Source organism: Pontibacillus yanchengensis (genome assembly GCF_009856295.1).
Taxonomy (GTDB): domain Bacteria; phylum Bacillota; class Bacilli; order Bacillales; family BH030062; genus Pontibacillus; species Pontibacillus yanchengensis_A.
Genome location: NZ_WMEU01000001.1, coordinates 439,502 through 459,518, shown reverse-complemented (window position 1 = coordinate 459,518; position 20,017 = coordinate 439,502). Strand labels below are relative to the sequence as shown.

Here is a 20,017-nt window from a genome sequence, read left to right as displayed (position 1 = left end):
GCAGTAAAATATACTGCACCTTTTATATTATTCAGGAAATGGTGAAATTTTGGGTTTGTATGTAGATATAATCAATTGCTCTAGACTGGAATAATTGAAGATCCTAAATATAAGCTAACTAAGGGTTAGCATCGCAAGAAGTTATTCTCTAAAAATAAGAACAATCGTTTCTTTATGCATTGTTTAACTATAATAGACAATTATAAAAGGGAGTTGGATACAAAATGGCAAGAATATATCCATACTTGTTTTGTAACGATGCTATAGAACAAGGACCTTTTTATGAGAAAGCGTTAGGTGGGTTGATTATAGATTTAAGAACTTTTGAAGAAGCTCCTCAAGTAAGTGAGGAAATTAAAGAACGTATCATGCATTGGTATTAATAGCAGGGATAGTTATTTCTTTATGGCAGATGATGTAAAAGTGGGGAAGCACAAGCTCGAACTAATGTAGCTAACACTAGAGTTTAAAAGTGAAACTGATGCTAGAAAAGCTTTTGAAGGATTATCGCAAGGGGCAATGTATTAATGCCTTCGATAAGATGTTTTGGGGTGCTATGTTTGTATGAGTCGAAGACCCTTACGGTGTACGATTGCAAATAGCTACGGAACATGAATAATATAAAAACCGTACAGGTCTAAATAAGACCTGTACGGTTTTTTGTAGCTAGTAGAACCTATAATTAAGAAACATATTCTGTGTGATGGTTTTTAGCATCTTTTTTATACCTGGAACTTCGAGATGAAAGAAGAATAAAGTAACTGAGTATTCCAAAGAAACACGCTACGATTAGAGCATGTAATAAAGCAATCATTAAATTGAGTTTGGTTACAATGATCATTGCCCCTAAGAAAACTTGAAATAGAATCAAAGCTAGCGCAACAATCCATCCACTCCGCATGACTTTACTTGTTTTATACTCCTTCATCACCTTCCTGAATAGAATGATTACCCAGACAACTAGAATTCCTGCAGCCAAACGGTGCCCCATTTGAATCCACTGATGAAGGTTAAAGTTCGCTAATCCAAGTGGTGTTGAATTGTTACAAAAAGGCCAGCTACCACACACTAAACTAGCATTAATATGACGAACAAGAGCGCCAGTGTAGGTGATGGCTAAAGTATATATAGCCATAGCATACATCTGTTTACGCATTCCTATTGCAATGTATAATGATTTCGCATCGAATTTTCTATCGATTTCGAAAATAATGAGAGTAAGCAAAAGAATGGCAGCAAAAGAAATCAATGAAATTCCAAAGTGCATCGCTAATACGAAATCAGATTGTCCCCATTTTACAGCTGCAGCACCTATTAGTCCTTGTAATACTAAGAAGAAAGTGGACAAGAAAGCTAATAATTTGGTTTCTCTAATATGTCCAAATTTTCTCCATGATAAGATCGAAAGTAATAGAACTAAAAATCCTACTCCTCCAGAAACTAATCTATGACTTAACTCAATAATTAATTCAAAAGTTATTTCAGAAGGTATAAGTTGTCCATGACATAATGGCCAGCTATCGCCACATCCCATTCCTGACTCTGTCTTCGTAACTAAGGCTCCACCAATAAGGACGAAGAGCATACCAAGTGTTGATAACACAGCTAGTGTTTTTATTAATTTAAGCATGTATCCACCTCACTACTTTCACTGTGGAACTAAATTCTATAGTAATACATATAAGAGTTAACTTCCAAGCATGTTGGATTATCTTTCACTAATTCGACACAAAAAATATCCTACCATGATTTCACGCAATTTTCACTATTAAAATGAAAAAGTACTTGCAATGTATATGTTTGTTTGCTAGAAATAAATAGGGGATTCGCACTTTGTCAAAATGCATTCCTTATACATCATCTTACATTGTATGTGAAACAATGTATATATTAGCGATTTTCCTCCGATGATAGTATGGGACTTGTAGCAACTTTTAAACAGGCTAAAAAATATCATTTATTTATGAGACTCTTCTTAATTTAGGAAAAAGTATCGGATAAAATAGATAGAAATAAAATTCCATGATACAATGTATTAGACTCAAAATCGTACTTACTTCACTTAAATGTTCATAAAGATGTCACAAATAAACCCTCCTTATTCGAAATAATTTTGAGGTATAATGATAGAACGAAGAAATTGCAACGTGAGGGATCGCTGAAGGAGGAGAGTTGAGAGAAATGAACAATCCAAGAACAATGCAATCAACTGCTCAAGTATTAAAGACTTCAACGGATGAAGCCTCAGCTTCAACGTTAGGGGCTGATATATTATCCTTGATAAAAATAGGAATTATTAATTCTAACCTAATGACAACATTTGCAGGCTTTTGGCTTGCACTGTATTTTACAGGGGCATCATTTTTTGATCATTGGCATGTTTTCCTATTGACGATGCTAGGAACCGCTTTCATCATTGCAGGTGGATGTATCATAAATAACTACTATGACCGTGATATTGACAAAATTATGTCACGTACCCAAAGTCGACCAACAGTAACGGGTACCATTACACTTAAGAATATCTTAATTATGGGGATAGGGGTTACCTTATTAGGTTTATCTCTGCTATCATTTACAACTTGGACAGCTGCCTTATTAGCAGCGTTTGGTTGGTTTACGTATGTTGTACTCTATACGATGTGGTCAAAACGTAAATACACTCTAAATACAGTAGTAGGTAGTTTTTCAGGCGCGGTACCACCACTCATTGGTTGGGCAGCTCTTGATCCAGGATTACATCCTGTAGCGTGGGGGTTATTCCTCATTATGTTCATATGGCAGACTCCACATTTTCTTGCCCTAGCCATGAAAAAGTGTGAAGAGTATAAAAAAGCAGGTATCCCAATGTTACCTGTCGTACATGGTTTCTCTATTACAAAAAGACAAATTGTTTTATATGTAGCATGTCTTCTTCCGCTACCATTTTACCTTCATTCTTTAGGCACTGTATTTCTCTTATTAGCTACCATACTAACAGTAGGTTGGCTTGCAATAGGGATTGCTGGTTTCTTTATGAAAGACGATATGAAATGGGCAACATGGATGTTTGTTTATTCTTTAAATTATTTAACCATACTGTTTATAGCAATGGTTATCGCAACATTACCATTTTCGTATTAATATAATCAGGAAAACTATTTCATGTTTTCCTGATTATTATAATAATAAAGTAAGAATTACAAAGAGAAAGAGAGGTATCATTTAATGAAAGGATGGATGGGAAAGTCACGCATTCTGCTTTTATTTAGCTCATTAATGCTTTTCCTTGCAGGTTGCGGTGATCCACAACTTTCGGCCCTACAACCTAAAGGTGAAGGCGCTGATGTTATCTATGATTTAATGATGTTAAGCGTTATCATCATGGTCTTTGTAGGGGTAGTTGTAATGGCGATTTACTTTTTTGTATTGATTCGTTTTCGCCAGAAAAAGGACCACGAAGATTATATTCCTAAACAAGTAGAGGGGAATAAATTCTTAGAGTTATTATGGACTGTTGTTCCAATTATTTTGCTTGTGGTATTAGCAGTTCCAACTGTACAGAAAACATTTATGCTTGCAGACACAACACCTGCAGAGGATAAGAAGGAAGATGCAATTACGATTGAAGTTACTGGTAAGCAATATTGGTGGCATTATAATTATAAAGGTCAAGAGGTTCAAACAAGCCAAGACCTATATATCCCAACAGGGGAACGCGTATACTTAAAATTAACAGCTGGTGACGTAATCCACTCATTTTGGGTACCTTCTGTATCCGGGAAGATGGACACAAATCCAGGTAAAAACGAAAATGAAATGTTCCTTCATGCTTATGAAGAAGGCGTTTATTATGGTAAATGTGCTGAGTTCTGTGGACCTTCACACTCACTAATGGACTTTAAAGTAATTGCCGTGAGTCCAGAGGAATTCGATCAATGGGCAGAGGACATGAAAAACGTAAATACTGATGCAACACCTGAGTCTCAATCAGCTCAAGAAGGTAAAGAGTTGTTTAAGAATAAAAACTGTATTGCTTGCCATGCTATTGGTTCATCCCCAGCGGCAGTTGGACCCAACTTAACCGCATTTGGAGATAGAGTTCAAATAGCCGGTATTTTAGATAATAATAAGGAAAATCTAATTCAATGGTTACAGCATCCTGAGGAAGTTAAACCAGGTAACAAAATGACTGGTAAATACGGAAATACAGAAGCTGAAGTACCATTAACAGATGATGAAGCAAGTAAGATTGCAGATTACTTATTACAATTAAAGCCTTCAGAAATTACACCTGAAGATGCTCAGTAAGATTAATAGAGAGAAAAGGGAGGTCGTAGCGTGAGTACAGCGTATGCACAAAAGAACGGCTTCTTCGCTGGCTTATGGGATTATCTTACCACTGTTGACCACAAGAAAATCGCAATTCTTTACTTGATTGCAGGTGGTTTCTTCTTCCTAGTTGGCGGAATAGAAGCAATGCTTATTCGTATTCAGCTTATACAACCGGATAATGAGTTTGTATCAGCTGGATTGTACAACCAATTGTTGACTATGCATGGTACAACAATGATTTTCTTAGCAGCTATGCCATTAATTTTTACATTAATGAATATAGCTGTACCTTTACAAATTGGTGCTCGTGACGTAGCATTTCCATTTCTAAATTCCCTAGGATTTTGGTTATTCTTCTTTGGAGGAGTGCTACTGAACTGTTCATGGTTTATGGGAGGAGCTCCTGATGCCGGTTGGACAGCTTATGCACCTTTATCAACCACATCGCCAGGACATGGTGTTGATTTCTATGTTATGGGACTACAGATATCTGGTGCAGGTACGTTAATTGGGGGTATTAACTTCTTGGTAACAATCATAAACATGCGTGCCCCTGGTATGACATACATGAGAATGCCATTATTCACTTGGTCTTCTCTAGTAACAAGTGTACTTATATTATTTGCGTTTCCAGCATTAACAGTAGGACTATTCCTAATGATGTTTGACCGTTTATTTGGAGCAAATTTCTTTGATCCATCAATGGGCGGTAACCACGTTATCTGGGAGCACCTTTTCTGGATATTTGGTCACCCAGAAGTTTATATACTAGTCCTACCACTTTTCGGTTTGTTTAGTGATATTATTTCAACATTCTCTAAGAAACGATTATTCGGTTACTCCGCGATGGTTTTTGCGACAGTACTTATTGGTTTCTTAGGTTTCATGGTTTGGGCACACCACATGTTTACAACAGGTTTAGGCCCAGTTGCTAACTCCATATTTGCAATTGCTACGATGGCTATTGCTGTACCAACAGGTATTAAAATCTTCAACTGGCTATTTACAATGTGGGGCGGAAGTATTCGTATGACAGTTCCGATGCTTTGGACTGTTGCTTTTATACCTTCCTTTACCCTTGGTGGATTTGGTGGCGTCATGCTTGCTGCCGCCGCTGCAGATTATCAATATCATGATACGTATTTCGTTGTAGCTCACTTCCACTACGTAATTGTTGGTGGTGTTGTATTTGGTCTATTTGCTGGACTTACGTACTGGTGGCCTAAGATGTTTGGAACCATGCTAAATGAGAAAATGGGTAAATTAGCTTTTTGGCCATTCTTCGTTGGCTTCCACTTAACATTCTTTATACAGCACTTCCTAGGATTAATGGGAATGCCACGCCGTTATTGGAAGTTCCAACCTGATCAAGGGTTAGAGATTGGTAACCTTGTCAGTACATTAGGTGCGTTCCTGATGGCTATTGGTACAATTATCTTCCTAATAAACGTTGTCATGACTACCATGAAAGGTGAAAAAGTTAGTGGTGACCCATGGGATGCTCGTACGCTTGAATGGTCTATTCCTTCACCACCACCGTTCTATAACTTTACACAAACACCCCTTGTTCGTGGATTAGACGCATTATGGGTAGAAAAAAGACATGGAAATGGAAAAATGACTCCTGCAGAACCACTTGGGGATATTCACATGCCAAATAATTCATTTATTCCATTTATGATGTCATTAGGATTATTTATTGCCGGATTCGGATTCATTTACCAAGTAGATGATTCTAGCTTTTTAATCTTGGCTATTGCAGGAATGGCAATTACATTGCTTTCTATGTTTGTCCGTTCTGTAAAAGATGACCTTGGTTATCATATTCATAAAGAAGATTTAGAAAAGGGGGCTGGTTCTGAATGAGCGCAGAAGAGTTAAAGCAGCTGAAACCAGGACAGAGTCCACATGAACCTGAAAAAGCTACCCTTGAAGGAAAAAATAAGTTTTTGGGTTTTTGGTTTTTCCTTGGTGGAGAGACAGTTTTATTTGCAAGTCTATTTGGAACTTACTTAGCACTAAAAGATTCCAATTTAGATGGAAAGCCAGCTGAAGAATTATTTGGTTTAGAGCTAGTGTTTATTATGACAATGATTTTGTTAACCAGTTCTTTAACAAGTGTGTATGCAATCTACCATATGAAGAATTTAGATTTTCAAAAGATGCAGTTGTGGATGGGGATTACCGTTCTACTAGGGCTCTCCTTCCTTGGATTAGAGATATTTGAATTCTATGAGTACGTCCACCACGATGGGCATACATTTACTTCCTCTGCGTTTGGATCAGCTTTCTATACGTTAGTTGGGTTTCATGGTGCACACGTTGCATTTGGCTTGCTTTGGATTGTAACATTAATTATTCGTAATGCTAGACGTGGCTTAAATCTTTACAACGCTCCTAAGTACTATGTAGCATCTTTATACTGGCACTTTATCGACGTTGTTTGGGTATTCATTTTCACGGTTGTTTACCTAATGGGAAAGGTGGGGTAAAAAATGGCAAGAGACACCAATTCCACTTCAACTGAATTTTATCGAAAAAAGAATAAAGAAGAAATGAAGTATCAGCTCATCACTTTTGCAGCGATGATCATATTTACGCTGGTTTCCTTCGGGTTAGTAATTGGAGAGTATCATCCAATGTTTACGATACCTGTCATTATTCTTCTTGCATGTGTGCAAGTAGGATTTCAGCTTTATTACTTTATGCACATGAATCATAAAGGCCATGCATTACCTGCATTATTTCTGTATTCAGGTGTATTCGTTGCAATTCTAACCATTCTAGCTATGGTAACCATTGTATGGTGGTGATGGTTAAGGTCGGAGATTTGTTCTCCGACCTTTTCTTTATGTTCTTATCTATTTTATATCATATTACAATGCACTTGATTTCCATCTATTAGAGAAGTGATTCTTTAGTTAGGTGTACACAATATTGTCAAAGTTTTAGGGATTTCTCTTCTATTTGATGGTATGTATAGTCCAATGAAATAGGTTATAATGGGAGATAGGCTGTACTATTTAACAACATGTTGGAGTGAGATAAATGTGGTTAGAATTACAAATATTTGGGTTTCGTGCACTATGGAGCCCGTATTATTTTGTTTTTATATGCATATTGGCAGGCTTATATTATTTGTTAACAGGGCCATGGAGAAAGAAGTTTGGCGAGGTGGAACGACCTAGTTCCTGGCAACAGGTTATGTTTTACACTGGGTTAGTTCTTTTGTATATTATAAAAGGCTCTCCTGTAGATTTGTTAGGACACATTATGTTTACAGCGCATATGACCCAAATGGCCCTATATTATCTAGTATTCCCGATATTTATTGTACAAGGTATCCCAAAATGGATGTGGAGAAAACTATTCGTAACACCAATCTTAGCACCTGTATTACGTATCCTTACCAAACCACTGGTTGCATTATTGTTGTTTAATGGTTTGTTTTCTCTTTATCACATTCCAGAAGTATTTGATTTTGCGAAGACTAATGTAATTGCTCATCCCATCATTACGACAGTAATACTTATCACTGCTTTCTGTGTTTGGTGGCCGGTATTCACCCCTCTTGAAGAGATGGATACACTTTCACCTTTATTAAAATTAGGTTATATCTTTGCCAATGGAGTTTTAATCACTCCTGCTTGTGGTTTAATAATCTTTGCAGGTGAACCACTTTATAGCACTTATAGTGACCCAGCAGCTTGGAGTAGTGCGCTGAGTTTATGTGTGCCTGGTGGAGTATTGAGCAGTTTATCTTTAGGTGGACCTCAGATTTTCTCACCTATACCAGTACTTCAAGATCAACAACTTGGTGGAGTAATCATGAAAATTACTCAAGAGATTGTCTATGGTATTTTCATAGCCATTATCTTCTTCTCTTGGTTTAACAGAGAATCTTCATCAATTGATCCCATTCCTAGTGAGTCATCATAACCATTCTAGAAAACAAGCGCCTGATGTAACATTCTTGCATTAGGTGCTAACCTATGTAGAAAAATGTCGTTACTTTTTACTTAAAATATATATTGCTCATAAGATTACTATGTATAGAATGAAAATGGGGGAGAGAAATGCCTTTATTACCAACACTAAGTACAGGGTTTATTGTATTGAGTGCACTCTTAATAGCTATTGGCTGGGTTCTCATCGCAAGACAGAAAGCTGTTGCGCATAAAAAAATCATGGTTGCAGCTGCAATTAGTGCGCTATTATTTTTCATTATTTATGTATCTCGTACCATCTTTGTAGGAAATACTAGCTTTGGAGGACCAGAAGACTTAAAAATCTACTATACTGCTTTTCTAATATTTCATATTATACTAGCTACCGTAGGGGCAGTGTTTGGGCTTGTCACGTTAACTCTAGCGTTCAAACGGAATATTGCAAAACATAGAAAAATAGGTCCAATAACTAGTATTATTTGGTTCTTTACTGCTATAACCGGTGTCATGGTGTATTTATTGTTATACATTATTTATGATGGTGGAGAAACAACCAGTATGATCAAGGCTATTTTAGGATTTTAAGCATCTGCAAGAAGCAGATGCTTTCTTTACGTTTTTTATACATTTCATTTTTAATAAGGAAGAAATTCTAGATTCAGCGACTAGGTGGTTAGTGTACAAATCCATTTTTAAAGTTTTAAACACCGTTGACAAAAAACGATGTTTTTTTACAAGGGAGTTATTAAAAGGTTTATCTTCGAGTAAGAAAAGGAACTATTACAAAGAATGAAGTAAGAAGATAGTTTTTGATAAAATAAGTACATATACCTACGAAAGGTGGTAACGAGAAATGGATGTAGAAAACCAACGTCTTATTATATCGCCCATAACAATTGAACAAGCTCAAAAACTAATGATTGATACGGAAAGCTACCCACAGTGGTTAGGTACTCCATATGATGCCTTATGGCCAGGTAATGCGTTGAAGGCTTTACTACCTATTTATATAGAAGCGTTAGAGCAGGATTCTAGTTACTTCGGCTATGGGCCATGGATTATATTAGATAAGCATAAGCAGATTGTAATTGGTGATATTGGCTTTAAAGGACACCCAGTTAATGGGGAAGTTGAAATAGGTTATTACGTATCGAAGATTCATCGAAATCAAGGTTATGCAAAAGAAGCAGTAGAATCAATGCTTGGTTGGGCTTTTCGACAAGATGGGATAACTACTGTAACAGCCTCTTGTGAAGCAAATAATGTACCTTCATGCAAAGTACTTACGGCTAATGGATTTGCTGAGAAAGGTGAAGAAGATGGGTTAATATGGTTTAAAGCTAGGAAGGAGCGATATTATGGTAAGAATCGAGCAATGTGATGAACACTTTTATTTTGAAGATGCTTTACAACTTGGTTCTTATGCATTCCAGTCACCCTTAACACAAGAGAGACGAGAGACTAAAAGGAAAAGATTATCGAAAGAATGGGTTTACGGGTCCTTCGAAAAGGATCAGTTAGTATCAAAGCTGCATCTCATTCCTCTCCAAATGTATATTAAGAATAAACGGTTTGATTTTGGTGGTATCGCAAGTATTGCTACATGGCCAGAATTCAGGAGAAGAGGTCATGTGAAAAGATTGATGTCACATAGTCTTGAAGTTATGAAGAATAAAGGAATGGCTGTCTCTATGTTACACCCTTTCTCCATTTCTTTTTATAGACGTTTTGGTTGGGAGCTAACACAGGAAATGAGAAAGGTAAGTATATCGATAACTGATATCCCTGAATTTGTAGCAACAAAGGGATACACAATGCGTACCACATATCAAGAACATAAAGAAGAGTTACATATCCTTTATGAGCAAGTAGCTACCCAATACGGACTATTAATGAAACGAGACAACTTTTGGTGGGAAAACAGGGTAATAACTGAAGGAACTACAATTGCACTTTCACTTAATGAAGATGGGATACCTGATGGATATGCCCTTACAAAGTTAGAGAACAATATATTGCATGTAGAAGAAATGATTTATTCTACATATAATGCCTGGTCTAATCTTTTAAACTGGATTAAAAACCATGACTCAATGGTCGACAACATAAATATGGTTCTACTTCCTGATGATCCAATGCTGTTTTATTTAGCTAATCCTAGAGTAAAAGAAACAAGACATGCCTATTTTATGAGTAGGATTGTAGTTCTTGAATCATTCTTAGAAGGATACCCTTTTGCGAAAAACAAAATATCCTGTGTATTGCATTTACATGTGGAAGATGAAATGGCTCCTTGGAATAACGGAAATTGGACGCTTACAGTTTCTAATGGAGTAGGTAGTGTACAAAACGGTCATATAGGTCAAGCAGATGTTTTAATTAATGGTCCTATTCAATCGTTTACTTCACTACTGTTGAACAGTCAATCGATCCATCACCTACAAATGTTTAAAGCTCTTGAAATAAAAGGAGAACCCCAGAAGGTTTCCTCATTACTTACTGATGTTCAACCAGCTTTCCTCGACTTTTTTTAACAGAAAATAAATCTACGGATACATCGCTCTTTCTGTGCGATCGTCAAATTTATCTCAACTTCAAGCCTTCCAGATTATGCCTCTTAAATGGAGTAACTTTTTATTCCAAACGACCAGACCAGATAAATATATCCAATTAAAAAAAGGTGCTATCCTCTACAAATATGAGGATAGCACCTTTTTGGTAAATACGCTATACTTGTTAAATCTTTAAGTTTAATTTAATAATTCCAGCTTCTTTAGCAGAGTTAAAGGCAATGACAATTAGTGGTCCAATGAAGAATCCTAATATACCAAATAGTTTTAATCCAATATACATAGCGATTAAGGTAGCTAGAGGAGAAAGGCCTATATGTCTCCCCATTACTTTTGGTTCTACCGTCCTTCTAATGGCTAATAGTACCACGGCCAAGATAGCTAACTGTGTACCCATATAGAAATCGCCAATTAAGAACATATATACAGCCCAAGGACCTAAAATGGCAATGGAACCAATGATTGGAACAAAATCAACCATCCAAATAATGAGTGACATGATAATGGCGACATTTGGAGAAATAATCAATAATCCTATCAAAGTAACCACAAAGATGACAATACTTACAAGGAATTGAGCCTTTAAGAATCCAAATACGACATAAGATAACCGAGAGTTCATGAAGCGTACTTTCTCTGCTGTTTTAGTCGTCATGTGATCGTATGCCTTTGATTTCAATCTAGGCATCTCTAACATGAATAGAAAAAGCGCAATTAAGTAAACAAGAAAACTAACTAAATAATTTGGGATGCTCGAGATGAATCCAGCAATATCCATTATGTTACTTTTTTGGCTTAAAGATTGCTTGAATTGGGCGAAATTTGTTTGAATACTTGTTTCAATTTCCTTGACTACTTGAGGTGGGAACTGTTCTTTAAATCGACTTGTATCTTTCTCCCACTCACTGAAGAAAGTTTCAATTTGTGACACATACATTGGTGCATTATCAACAAAGCTCGCAATTTGGGTAACGGCTCTTGTTACAAGAAATGTCCCAGCAATTGAAAGTAGGATCAAAAAAGAGATATACACGATTATTACAGATAACTTTCTTTGAATTCGAAATTTATATTGTAATAAGCGGACAGCTGGGTTAAGAAATAGTGCCGTTATAAAGGCAATAATAAGGGGTAAGGATACAGGTAAAATAAAATACGCTGCTATAATAAACAGAATAGTAACTAGTATTAAAATCCATTGTCTTTTATTAAGATATCGAAACAATTTAGATCAAAAAGCTCCTTTCCAACAACTCTCTATTTCAAAATATAGCATGAAGTAAGCACTTTGAACAGATAAAACACTTAATTCATACACATGTATAACATTTTCTATACATACTTATGTGGAGAGGAGGGGGTTGTCTATGTGGGAAGACTTTAAGTCATTTTTAATTAAAGAAAATACATTTGATTTAGCTATTGCAGTTATAATAGGTGGTGCTTTTAGTAAGATTGTAGAATCTTTAGTTAGTGATCTCGTTATGCCAGTAGCTGGGTTCGTGATGGGAGGCGTAAACCTACAATTTCTAAGTTTTTCATTTAAAGACGTAACCATTCACTATGGTGCTTTTCTTCAGGCATTCGTGGATTTTTTTATCATCACATTCGCCATTTTTATGTTTTTGAAAATTATTTTTCGTATGAGAGGAAAATCTAAAAAAGTTAAGTTTAAAGAAGAAACGACTGATAAGATTCTCGGAGATATTCGGGAACTTTTAAGAGAACAACATCATAAAGAAGCCGTTCCTATTGATAAAGAGTCAAATAACCGAAGTAATCCCTTGATACATCTTCATTCCAAGAAATTAAAATAAGAAGCGACTGTATCCTTAAAGGGTATACAGTCGCTTCGATTACGTTACTCGTTCGAATTGGAAGACTCTTTCTCATACGTTTCTAGGGACTTAATCTTCGATATTAATGCTTCATCATTATTTTCCTTTGCCCATTCCATAAGCTCTCCAAGAACGGCTTGAGGAGGTCTGCCACCATTAAATTCATCAATGAGACCTTTAACACGTTCTAATAGTTTATTGGCGCGCTCTACAACGCTAGGGGGAAATTCTTCACCATCTCCATATTCAACTCCATGCGGATAATAATGTAAACCAATAAGAGGAGTCATTAATGTTATGACCGCATCCCCTTTATCAACATCCCCTTCAAGTGCATGTCCTTGTGCTCTAATATAATACGTTTGCCCCTTCGTCGCAGTCTCGAGTTTATAATCATATGTAACTCGCTCATAATCCCATTGACCGGCACGGACGAATCCAGCTTTGTCCATTAGGTGGTCTAATTTTTTAAGATCAAGTGTTGCACCTGCTAAACCTACTCCATCAATTTTCATTTTTTTCCACCTCACAAAAATTCTATAACTAGGTAAAAACGTAATCTAAATCCATCATATTAAAAGTTGACTCAAGTTGCAATTGTTTGCCATATAAATCGTAAAAACTAAAGAAAAAAAGCAATTTTTTCTGAGAATCGGACACACTAAACACGTAATGGGGTAGTTACAGTGTTCTTCATTGTCTGTTCCATTTTATAAAATACTATGGAGGCGATTGTAATGAAAGCTATTCAAGACATCATGACAAAAGATGTAGCGTGTTGTACATCGGATGATAACTTATTTGAAGCTGCAACTATGATGAAACAACGAAATGTAGGCTCTGTACCGGTCTGTGATAATGATAAAAATCTTCTAGGTATGGTTACCGACCGAGACCTTGTTATTCGTGGGTATGCTCAGAAGAAATCAGGTTCTTCTACAATTCAAGAAGTTATGAGTGATAAACTTACGACTTGTACACCTGAAACTTCTATTGAAGAAGCAAGTAAGATTATGTCCGAAAAACAAATTCGTCGCTTACCAGTAGTAGAGAATGGGAAGCTAGTTGGTATCGTTTCCCTAGGTGACTTATCTTTAGAAAAATATTCAAATGAAGCAGCTGGGCATGCACTAGAAGAAATATCAGAACGACCAGAAGTTCATTAATGAAGATAAATATCACCATTATACCCTGCCTCGATAAGAAGCAGGGTGTTTTTTATTATTACAGTGATCAGTAATAAGATAGAACAATACATATTTGCTAGTTTGTCCTATTATAATAGATATAACAGTAAGACAAAGGAGATAGGATATGAAACGATTAAATATACTTTTTCTAATGATAATTGCCATAATAGCGTTGTATCCTTTTGTCAAACAAGAGGACAAGGTTATGAATGATCCTCCACCGATTAAAGAAATACCAGGTTCAAAAACATCAACACAAGAATTTGAAAATATTGATTCTTCTTCAACCAATGAAAACAATTCATTAGGTAAAGGAGCATTTTTCAATTATATGGGTATGTCCGAAAAGGAAGTTGTTAATCAGATGGGGGAACCAGTTAGAAGAGATGTAACCCCTTATGGATACACTTGGTGGATATATAAACAAGAGAATCAGTACATTCAAATTGGAGTGGAAGAAGGAGAAGTTGTGACTGTTTATGGAGTTGGTCCTGATCTATCTATACACCCATACTCTATAGGTCAAAATTTTGAAGATATAGCATTACAGTTGGATTTAAAGCAAGAAGTGCAAGTTTCTTATGAGGAGGGGGCTTATGAATTTAACTTGTCAAATGATGATCTAGAAAAGCGACCTTTAGTAGAAATTAATGAAGGGCAGTATATGCAATTATATTTTGATCAATTTAAGCAAGAGTTATCCTCTGTGAGGCTTTTATCCTCAGAAGTGTTGCTAGAACATCGACCTTATGAAGTATATTACAGAGGAGAACTTCCGGATAAACCTCTTATATTGGAACAAGACTGGGCGACAATTGAAGAAGGGATGGAAAAACAAATTTTTGATATTACTAATATGATTCGAGAACGGTTCTCTCAAAAACAGGTGAAATGGGATGAAAAGGTGTCTTCAGTAGCATATGGACATAGTAAAGACATGGCTATTCATAATTATTTCTCCCATATTTCCCCAAAAGGAGAAAGTCTTAAAGAAAGGTTACAAGCAAAGGAAGTACGGTATTTTTCAGCAGGTGAAAATATTGCTGCTCAATATCCAGATGCACCTTCTGTAGTTGAGGGGTGGTTAAACAGCAAAGGTCACAGGGAGGCGCTCTTAAGTGACGTGTACACTCATTTAGGTGTAGGAGTTTATCGCTATTATTACACTCAAAACTTCCTAGAAAAAGCGTTGTAGTTCTCGTCTTTTTTGCACGTCAACTAGGTTAATGTCATATATGTATTGTATGACATGTGTGTAAAAAAGAGGTGAGTACCTATGAGCTCAAAAGAATTAGATCCATCTGTACAACAATTTAAAGAATTTGTGACGAAGTACCCCAAGCTAATGGAAACGGTCAAAAAGAATGGTGAATCTTGGCAGCCATATTATGAAAAATGGGTATTGCTTGGTGAAGAGGATGAGTATTGGAAAAATTTTGAGGGTGATGAGAATACGTCCTATACGAAGAAAAAAGCAAAAGATGCTACTCATAACGATCAATCTGATGAGAAAAAGGAAGAAGCGTCTGAAGAAGACAAAAGTCAGTTGATGGGCCAATTAATGGGAATGATCGAAAACGTTGATTTAAACAAAGTGCAAGGTCATATTACGCAATTAAATGGTGCAATTCAAAATATTCAAACGTTAGTGTCACAATTCCAGGATATGAAAAAAACAACACCCAATCAATCAAGCTCGACTTCAAATCGTCGTTCCCCTTTTCAATTCGGACGTGACTAAGGAGAGGGTATCATGCAACCAGGCGTATATCAGTATCTAGAAAGTCGTGAAGACTTACGCAAATTTATGAGGATGAATCCGAAATGGTATCGAAGAGTAACAAGAGACCCAAGCGTTTTAAGCCAAATGGAACAAGAGTCCAAGTATTACTTTGGGAAAACAACAACACAGCGAATAGAGCGTTTTAATAATCAGCTACAAATGGTGCAAATGCTCATGCAAATGGCGCAAGCTATGAAAGATTAAATTCAATATTTCGCTTCTTGAATAAATTTTGATATGATAGAAGTGGAGGTGGATAGTATGATAGCCACTAGTGAATCTGTAGAAATTTTAGAACAAAGTGAACAATTGGGGCAACTGATATTGCAATCTGAAGTATATGAGCAATATTTACAGGCCAAGAAGGACCTTGAACAAAATAAAGAAGCACAACGCCTTATAAAAGCTTTTCAGGATAGCAAAGATCAATATGAGGATGTTCAACGTTTTGGTCGGTATCATCCTGACTATAATCAAATCATGAAGGCAGTCCGTGAGAAAAAGCGGGATATGGACATGAATGATATTGTTGCTGCATATAAGGTGGCTGAACGTGAACTTCAGAAACTTTTAGATGAAGTTAGTCAAATTGTCGCTGAAAGCGTAAGTCCACAAATAAAAGTCCCTAAAGATGGTTTAGTGTTTAAGGAAACAAGTCATGGGGATGGCTGTGGTAGTGGCGGAGGATGCGGTTGTTCTTAGGTTAACGTTGAAACCTAATACAATCATCACATATATTTCCGCAGCAGAACATTTTTTGTTGAGGGACTAAAAACCTTACACGATACACATAAAATGCCTCACTTTCTCGAACATGATACATGGAGAGGGTGAGGCGTTTTGCTTTCATTGCTTTTGCAGCAGCTTCCTTCAAAACCTCTTCTATATCGCTACGTTTTATAGCTTGTGACTCGCCTTTAATATAAATAAAAGGAATACCAGTTACCTGCTTATAATAACAATTAGCGATTTTTGGATGTTCTGACATATAACAAATAAATGTATCCCATGCTTGCTCTAATTCAGTCACGATATTACCTTCCTTTCTAGTATGTAAAGAAAATATAACTTCTGGAGCTTACATGTCTAGCTCCAGCGCCCAGCGACTAGTATGCTTCCCTCACCTCTGGTCGATAAGTCAACATCGAATCGTTTTGCTCTTCGTGTTTCCTTTATCTTACTGCGGAATCAGGTGAAGTTCGATTAAAATCGCTCCATCACGTAGCAACATCAACCACCCCACTTCGAGTGGACCGCAACATATACGTCGCTAAACGGGCGCTTGCGCTTTCTTCAGGCATTTCCTTTATTGATGGAAATAGAAAAGTTTGCTAAACTTATCAAAAAGACGAAACGAAAGAGGATATCATATGTTTACGAATAGACAAGGTTTAATCATCTGGTTTCAACATATGAAGCATGTAAGACATATTAAACGATATGGTCATCTCGTTTATGTTTCAAAAAAGTTGAAGTATGCCATGATATATGTGAATCAAGATGAATTAGAAGATACAATGAATAAATTATCCCGTTTAAATTATATTTCCAAAGTAGAACCCTCCTATAAACCCTTTATAAAAACGGAATACGAAAATTCAAAGCCGGATAAGGCTAAAGAATACGATTATAAATATGGAAGTTTATAATTAAGATAAATATTACTGTTAGTATTTATATTTTCTGCATTCGCATGTGAAATCACATGCGAATATTTATTGTATAGCGAAATTATAAAAGTGTTGCCTTGCACATAACTAAAAGTTATAGAGTTCACGTCTAGATTAAGTGCCGAGCAAACCACCTCTAATTCCCTGTTACAGTTTGTACGTCGCTAAATGGGCGCCCCTGAGCTTTTGTTCTACACTCTTTTCCTGCCTGCTTCATAGCTTTTATATTACGATTGTTGAATGTATTCACTGTAGTTTATAGACTAATTAAAAAGGGAAGTTCGACTAATGCTTCTACGTTATGTGGCATGTTGAACTTCCCTTCTTGATTACCTATGTTCATTATTTCATTGGTGGAATATAGTTGTTCATTCTTAAGATGCCAGTCAAGTGTTGGTAATATATGTCAGTTTCGCCAAAGTAGTTGCTTGGACGTACTGTTAGTTCAATCACTTCTTTATCTAACTCTTCGGCTAACTGTTTGATCAAGTCATAACGCTTATTTGGTTTTTTATGTGGATAGGGGATCCCTTCCCGACAAATATATATAGGTTGGAATTCACCTGGTTGTGTTGGTTCCATCACGATGGCAACGGACGAACGTTTTTCTTCTCCAATTATAGTATGAAACGCAAATATGTGCTTCACTCGATGTGACATGGTTTCTCCAAGTGTTCGTAATTCGTATATATCTGAATAACCGTGTCCTAGCTCTATAAAACGTTGGATCAATTTTTTTCACCTCTACTGCATATTCTTTACGTTACTGTAGCATGAAGGAGGAAGATTGTGAATGGTTTATCCTTGATTGAAGATAAAATTAACCCTAATAAATACTCAATAGATTTGATAGAATGAAAGAAGTTGAGGTGGGAAAGAGAGGGGTGAAAATGATTCGTAGATTATTTCTTTGGGCTACTCCCATGTTGTTGCTCGTAATATTTCTTTTAACTTATCAATGGAGTATGTTTCAGTATGGGGACGCTGCTGGTTCAAGTCAAACTCACCCTTACCCTAGAACAAATATTGATATAACCCATTCTCAGGGTAAATTACATATTTCACAAACCATTGAACAATTAAACAAACAAACCTATCAACTTCAATTTCCAAGTCAAGCTATGGATGTTTCGTGTCAATACAATGAAGATGAAACGTGTTTGATAGAGAAACGGGATGGGAGTAAATGGGTTACAGTTCAAAAAGATGAACCTCTTCAGTTCGAATATAACCTAACTATGAAAAAAGATGCCATCGTGTTGAGTGATTGGTTTATTAAGCTATCGGAAGAAAACTCAGTTCTACCATATGATATAAATGTGAACTTTACTGAAAAGCAAAACGCTTCTGTTCAATGGTCGGCTCCAGCTAATTTAGAGGCTGATATAAAAAAAGAGTATATCCGTTTTTTTCAGTGGAAAAAACACAAAGCAACAAGCTTCCCTCTAATGCATTTTAAACCTACAGAATACACGCAGGTCATTTCAGGTGATTTGTACATCATAACAAAAGGGAATTTCAATCTTTCCGTTGAAGCGATAGATAGAGAATGGAAGGATTCGATGTTTACGGGTCCATATGTGCTTGTTTTGAATCAATCATTAGAGGAACAAATAGGAAATGATTATATGATTCAACCTAATGCTAAGTTGTCTGCTATTGAAGCGGGGTGGATAAAAAGTTACCTAACGACTCACTATACGATACCTGAAGAGCAAACGTGGCTTATAGATGTCGTTGGACAAGTTGTTGAACCTCAAGAAAGTGCTTCAGAAAAAGTGAAGAATATAGCAAATGAAATAACATCTTTGCTATCTCCCGAACAAATAAATGTGTTCAAGAAGGATATATTCTCTTCCAAAGTCGACTCGAATGTACTAGCTTTATCATTGAATCAGGCTTTACAGAAAGCGTATGGTCATCCAACGCCTTATTTTGAAGAAATTAAACAAAATGATAATGAAACAACACCTCTGTATTTTGTGGATACAAGCTCCCTTTATAATAATGAAAAGCAACTAGATGTTGAGTGGAATCCTATTATTTTGAATAATGAAAGGTATTTTCCTTTAGCAGGAATTACTCAACAATTCAATATGGAACTTGTTGCACTTCCATCGGAATCTTTGTATATAATTCGTAAAGGTGGAGAGTCTTGGCGTCTCTATCTTAATAAGAAAACGTTTGTTTATAATGAAGAAAATTTTGGAGTTGCATCAGAAGTGCTTACAAAAATTAAAGGGGAAGTCTTTATTCAAGAAAAATTCATAGAGGATGTATGGGAGATTTCAGTTGATGAAGGAAGCGGTACTATAAATTTACAAAAGTAAATCTATAAGTTAAATGTTTTGGTGAATATAAAACAAAAAAGCCTGCAGATTTTTAAAAATCTGCAGGCACCTTTTTTGAATTGATTCACATCAAAACAAAAAGGCAAAGGGAGAGGAGAAACCGGAGGAAGAACTTATGGGGAACGTAAGTCTTCTCCGTCTTCAAAGTAACCAGTGGAATACTGGTCACTCGATAGTATTATGTACTTACCTTGATACAGATATACATGAAATGGACAATCTTTTGGAAAAATACAAAACACATAACATTCAAATTAAAAAGGAATTATTCATGCTACAATTTGAATATAAAAGACCATTATGGTGTGGGTTGTTTGGCAAAATGATTTTCGTATCCAATTTTTTGTGGTAGGA

Annotated in this window: 24 protein-coding genes; 19 read left to right on the top strand and 5 right to left on the bottom strand. The window is 36.1% G+C overall.

Going from position 1 to position 20,017, the window contains the following annotated elements:
* Positions 1-224: 224 nt before the first annotated feature.
* Complete coding sequence (locus GLW08_RS02220; protein ID WP_160846950.1) at positions 225-383, top strand: hypothetical protein; 159 nt, start codon at positions 225-227, stop codon at positions 381-383.
* 299 nt (positions 384-682) lie between these two features.
* Here the strand turns inward: GLW08_RS02220 and GLW08_RS02215 are convergent, their stop codons facing one another.
* Complete coding sequence (locus GLW08_RS02215) at positions 683-1,630, bottom strand: COX15/CtaA family protein (protein WP_160846949.1); 948 nt, start codon at positions 1,628-1,630, stop codon at positions 683-685.
* A 551-nt stretch (positions 1,631-2,181) separates the two neighbouring features.
* Here GLW08_RS02215 and cyoE point away from each other — a divergent pair.
* The 9 genes from cyoE (at position 2,182) to GLW08_RS02170 (ending at position 10,795) form a co-directional block, all read left to right on the top strand.
* Positions 2,182-3,123 carry a heme o synthase gene (cyoE, locus tag GLW08_RS02210; protein ID WP_160846948.1) on the top strand — a complete coding sequence of 314 codons (942 nt, stop codon included), beginning with the start codon at positions 2,182-2,184 and terminating at the stop codon, positions 3,121-3,123.
* A gap of 84 nt (positions 3,124-3,207) precedes the next feature.
* Entirely contained in the window at positions 3,208-4,290 is a 1,083-nt protein-coding gene (gene coxB, locus GLW08_RS02205; RefSeq protein WP_160846947.1) for a cytochrome c oxidase subunit II, read from the top strand.
* Between the two features lie 30 nt (positions 4,291-4,320).
* On the top strand, positions 4,321-6,180 hold the full coding sequence (gene ctaD / locus GLW08_RS02200) for a cytochrome c oxidase subunit I (protein WP_160846946.1): 1,860 nt from the start codon (positions 4,321-4,323) through the stop codon (positions 6,178-6,180).
* Entirely contained in the window at positions 6,177-6,806 is a 630-nt protein-coding gene (locus GLW08_RS02195; protein ID WP_160846945.1) for a cytochrome (ubi)quinol oxidase subunit III, read from the top strand. The genes ctaD and GLW08_RS02195 overlap by 4 nt, the downstream gene beginning before the upstream one ends.
* Positions 6,807-6,809: 3 nt before the next feature.
* The gene (gene ctaF, locus GLW08_RS02190) at positions 6,810-7,127 is read left to right on the top strand and encodes a cytochrome c oxidase subunit IVB (RefSeq protein ID WP_160846944.1); all 318 of its coding nucleotides are present in this window, start codon (positions 6,810-6,812) and stop codon (positions 7,125-7,127) included.
* Between the two features lie 235 nt (positions 7,128-7,362).
* Positions 7,363-8,253, top strand: a complete 891-nt coding sequence (gene ctaG, locus GLW08_RS02185) for a cytochrome c oxidase assembly factor CtaG (protein ID WP_160846943.1) — start codon at positions 7,363-7,365, stop codon at positions 8,251-8,253.
* A 137-nt stretch (positions 8,254-8,390) separates the two neighbouring features.
* Positions 8,391-8,846 (top strand): DUF420 domain-containing protein, encoded by a 456-nt coding sequence (locus tag GLW08_RS02180; protein ID WP_160846942.1) that lies wholly within the window; start codon positions 8,391-8,393, stop codon positions 8,844-8,846.
* Between the two features lie 268 nt (positions 8,847-9,114).
* The gene (locus tag GLW08_RS02175) at positions 9,115-9,642 is read left to right on the top strand and encodes a GNAT family N-acetyltransferase (RefSeq protein WP_160846941.1); all 528 of its coding nucleotides are present in this window, start codon (positions 9,115-9,117) and stop codon (positions 9,640-9,642) included.
* Positions 9,620-10,795, top strand: coding sequence for a GNAT family N-acetyltransferase (locus GLW08_RS02170; protein WP_160846940.1), 1,176 nt, complete (start codon positions 9,620-9,622; stop codon positions 10,793-10,795). Before GLW08_RS02175 ends, GLW08_RS02170 begins: the two co-directional genes overlap by 23 nt.
* Before the next feature lie 202 nt (positions 10,796-10,997).
* Here the strand turns inward: GLW08_RS02170 and ytvI are convergent, their stop codons facing one another.
* Positions 10,998-12,056 (bottom strand): sporulation integral membrane protein YtvI, encoded by a 1,059-nt coding sequence (gene ytvI, locus GLW08_RS02165; RefSeq protein ID WP_160846939.1) that lies wholly within the window; start codon positions 12,054-12,056, stop codon positions 10,998-11,000.
* A 142-nt stretch (positions 12,057-12,198) separates the two neighbouring features.
* Between ytvI and mscL the strand changes: the two genes are divergently transcribed.
* Entirely contained in the window at positions 12,199-12,648 is a 450-nt protein-coding gene (gene mscL / locus GLW08_RS02160) for a large conductance mechanosensitive channel protein MscL (RefSeq protein WP_160846938.1), read from the top strand.
* 44 nt (positions 12,649-12,692) lie between these two features.
* On the opposite strand, the gene GLW08_RS02155 is transcribed toward mscL, so the two are convergent.
* A complete protein-coding gene (locus tag GLW08_RS02155; RefSeq protein ID WP_160846937.1) occupies positions 12,693-13,184 on the bottom strand; it encodes a YugN family protein in 492 nt (163 codons plus the stop codon).
* A gap of 222 nt (positions 13,185-13,406) precedes the next feature.
* On the opposite strand from GLW08_RS02155, the gene GLW08_RS02150 reads away from it, so the two are divergent.
* The 5 genes from GLW08_RS02150 to GLW08_RS02130 all read left to right on the top strand — a co-directional run bounded on the left by GLW08_RS02150 (position 13,407) and on the right by GLW08_RS02130 (position 16,344).
* Entirely contained in the window at positions 13,407-13,835 is a 429-nt protein-coding gene (locus tag GLW08_RS02150) for a CBS domain-containing protein (protein ID WP_160846936.1), read from the top strand.
* 148 nt (positions 13,836-13,983) lie between these two features.
* A complete protein-coding gene (locus tag GLW08_RS02145) occupies positions 13,984-15,054 on the top strand; it encodes a CAP domain-containing protein (protein WP_160846935.1) in 1,071 nt (356 codons plus the stop codon).
* 81 nt (positions 15,055-15,135) lie between these two features.
* A complete protein-coding gene (gene ylbD / locus GLW08_RS02140) occupies positions 15,136-15,600 on the top strand; it encodes a spore coat protein YlbD (RefSeq protein WP_160846934.1) in 465 nt (154 codons plus the stop codon).
* Between the two features lie 12 nt (positions 15,601-15,612).
* A complete protein-coding gene (locus GLW08_RS02135) occupies positions 15,613-15,846 on the top strand; it encodes a YlbE-like family protein (protein ID WP_160846933.1) in 234 nt (77 codons plus the stop codon).
* A 57-nt stretch (positions 15,847-15,903) separates the two neighbouring features.
* Positions 15,904-16,344: a YlbF family regulator gene (locus GLW08_RS02130; protein ID WP_160846932.1), complete on the top strand. Its 441-nt coding sequence runs from the start codon at positions 15,904-15,906 to the stop codon at positions 16,342-16,344.
* Between the two features lies 1 nt (position 16,345).
* Here GLW08_RS02130 and GLW08_RS02125 read toward each other — a convergent pair whose 3' ends face one another.
* The gene (locus GLW08_RS02125) at positions 16,346-16,672 is read right to left on the bottom strand and encodes a hypothetical protein (RefSeq protein ID WP_337193880.1); all 327 of its coding nucleotides are present in this window, start codon (positions 16,670-16,672) and stop codon (positions 16,346-16,348) included.
* Between the two features lie 340 nt (positions 16,673-17,012).
* Here GLW08_RS02125 and GLW08_RS02120 point away from each other — a divergent pair, with 340 nt between their 5' ends.
* Positions 17,013-17,291, top strand: a complete 279-nt coding sequence (locus GLW08_RS02120; protein ID WP_160846931.1) for a YlbG family protein — start codon at positions 17,013-17,015, stop codon at positions 17,289-17,291.
* Positions 17,292-17,654: 363 nt separating this feature from the next.
* On the opposite strand, the gene GLW08_RS02115 is transcribed toward GLW08_RS02120, so the two are convergent.
* Positions 17,655-18,044, bottom strand: a complete 390-nt coding sequence (locus GLW08_RS02115) for a DUF7147 family protein (protein ID WP_160846930.1) — start codon at positions 18,042-18,044, stop codon at positions 17,655-17,657.
* 158 nt (positions 18,045-18,202) lie between these two features.
* On the opposite strand from GLW08_RS02115, the gene GLW08_RS02110 reads away from it, so the two are divergent.
* Together GLW08_RS02110 and GLW08_RS02105 are read left to right on the top strand one after the other, a co-directional pair.
* Positions 18,203-19,642 (top strand): hypothetical protein, encoded by a 1,440-nt coding sequence (locus GLW08_RS02110; RefSeq protein ID WP_160846929.1) that lies wholly within the window; start codon positions 18,203-18,205, stop codon positions 19,640-19,642.
* Positions 19,643-19,778: 136 nt separating this feature from the next.
* The gene (locus GLW08_RS02105; protein WP_160846928.1) at positions 19,779-20,015 is read left to right on the top strand and encodes a hypothetical protein; all 237 of its coding nucleotides are present in this window, start codon (positions 19,779-19,781) and stop codon (positions 20,013-20,015) included.
* The last annotated feature ends 2 nt before the right edge of the window (positions 20,016-20,017 follow it).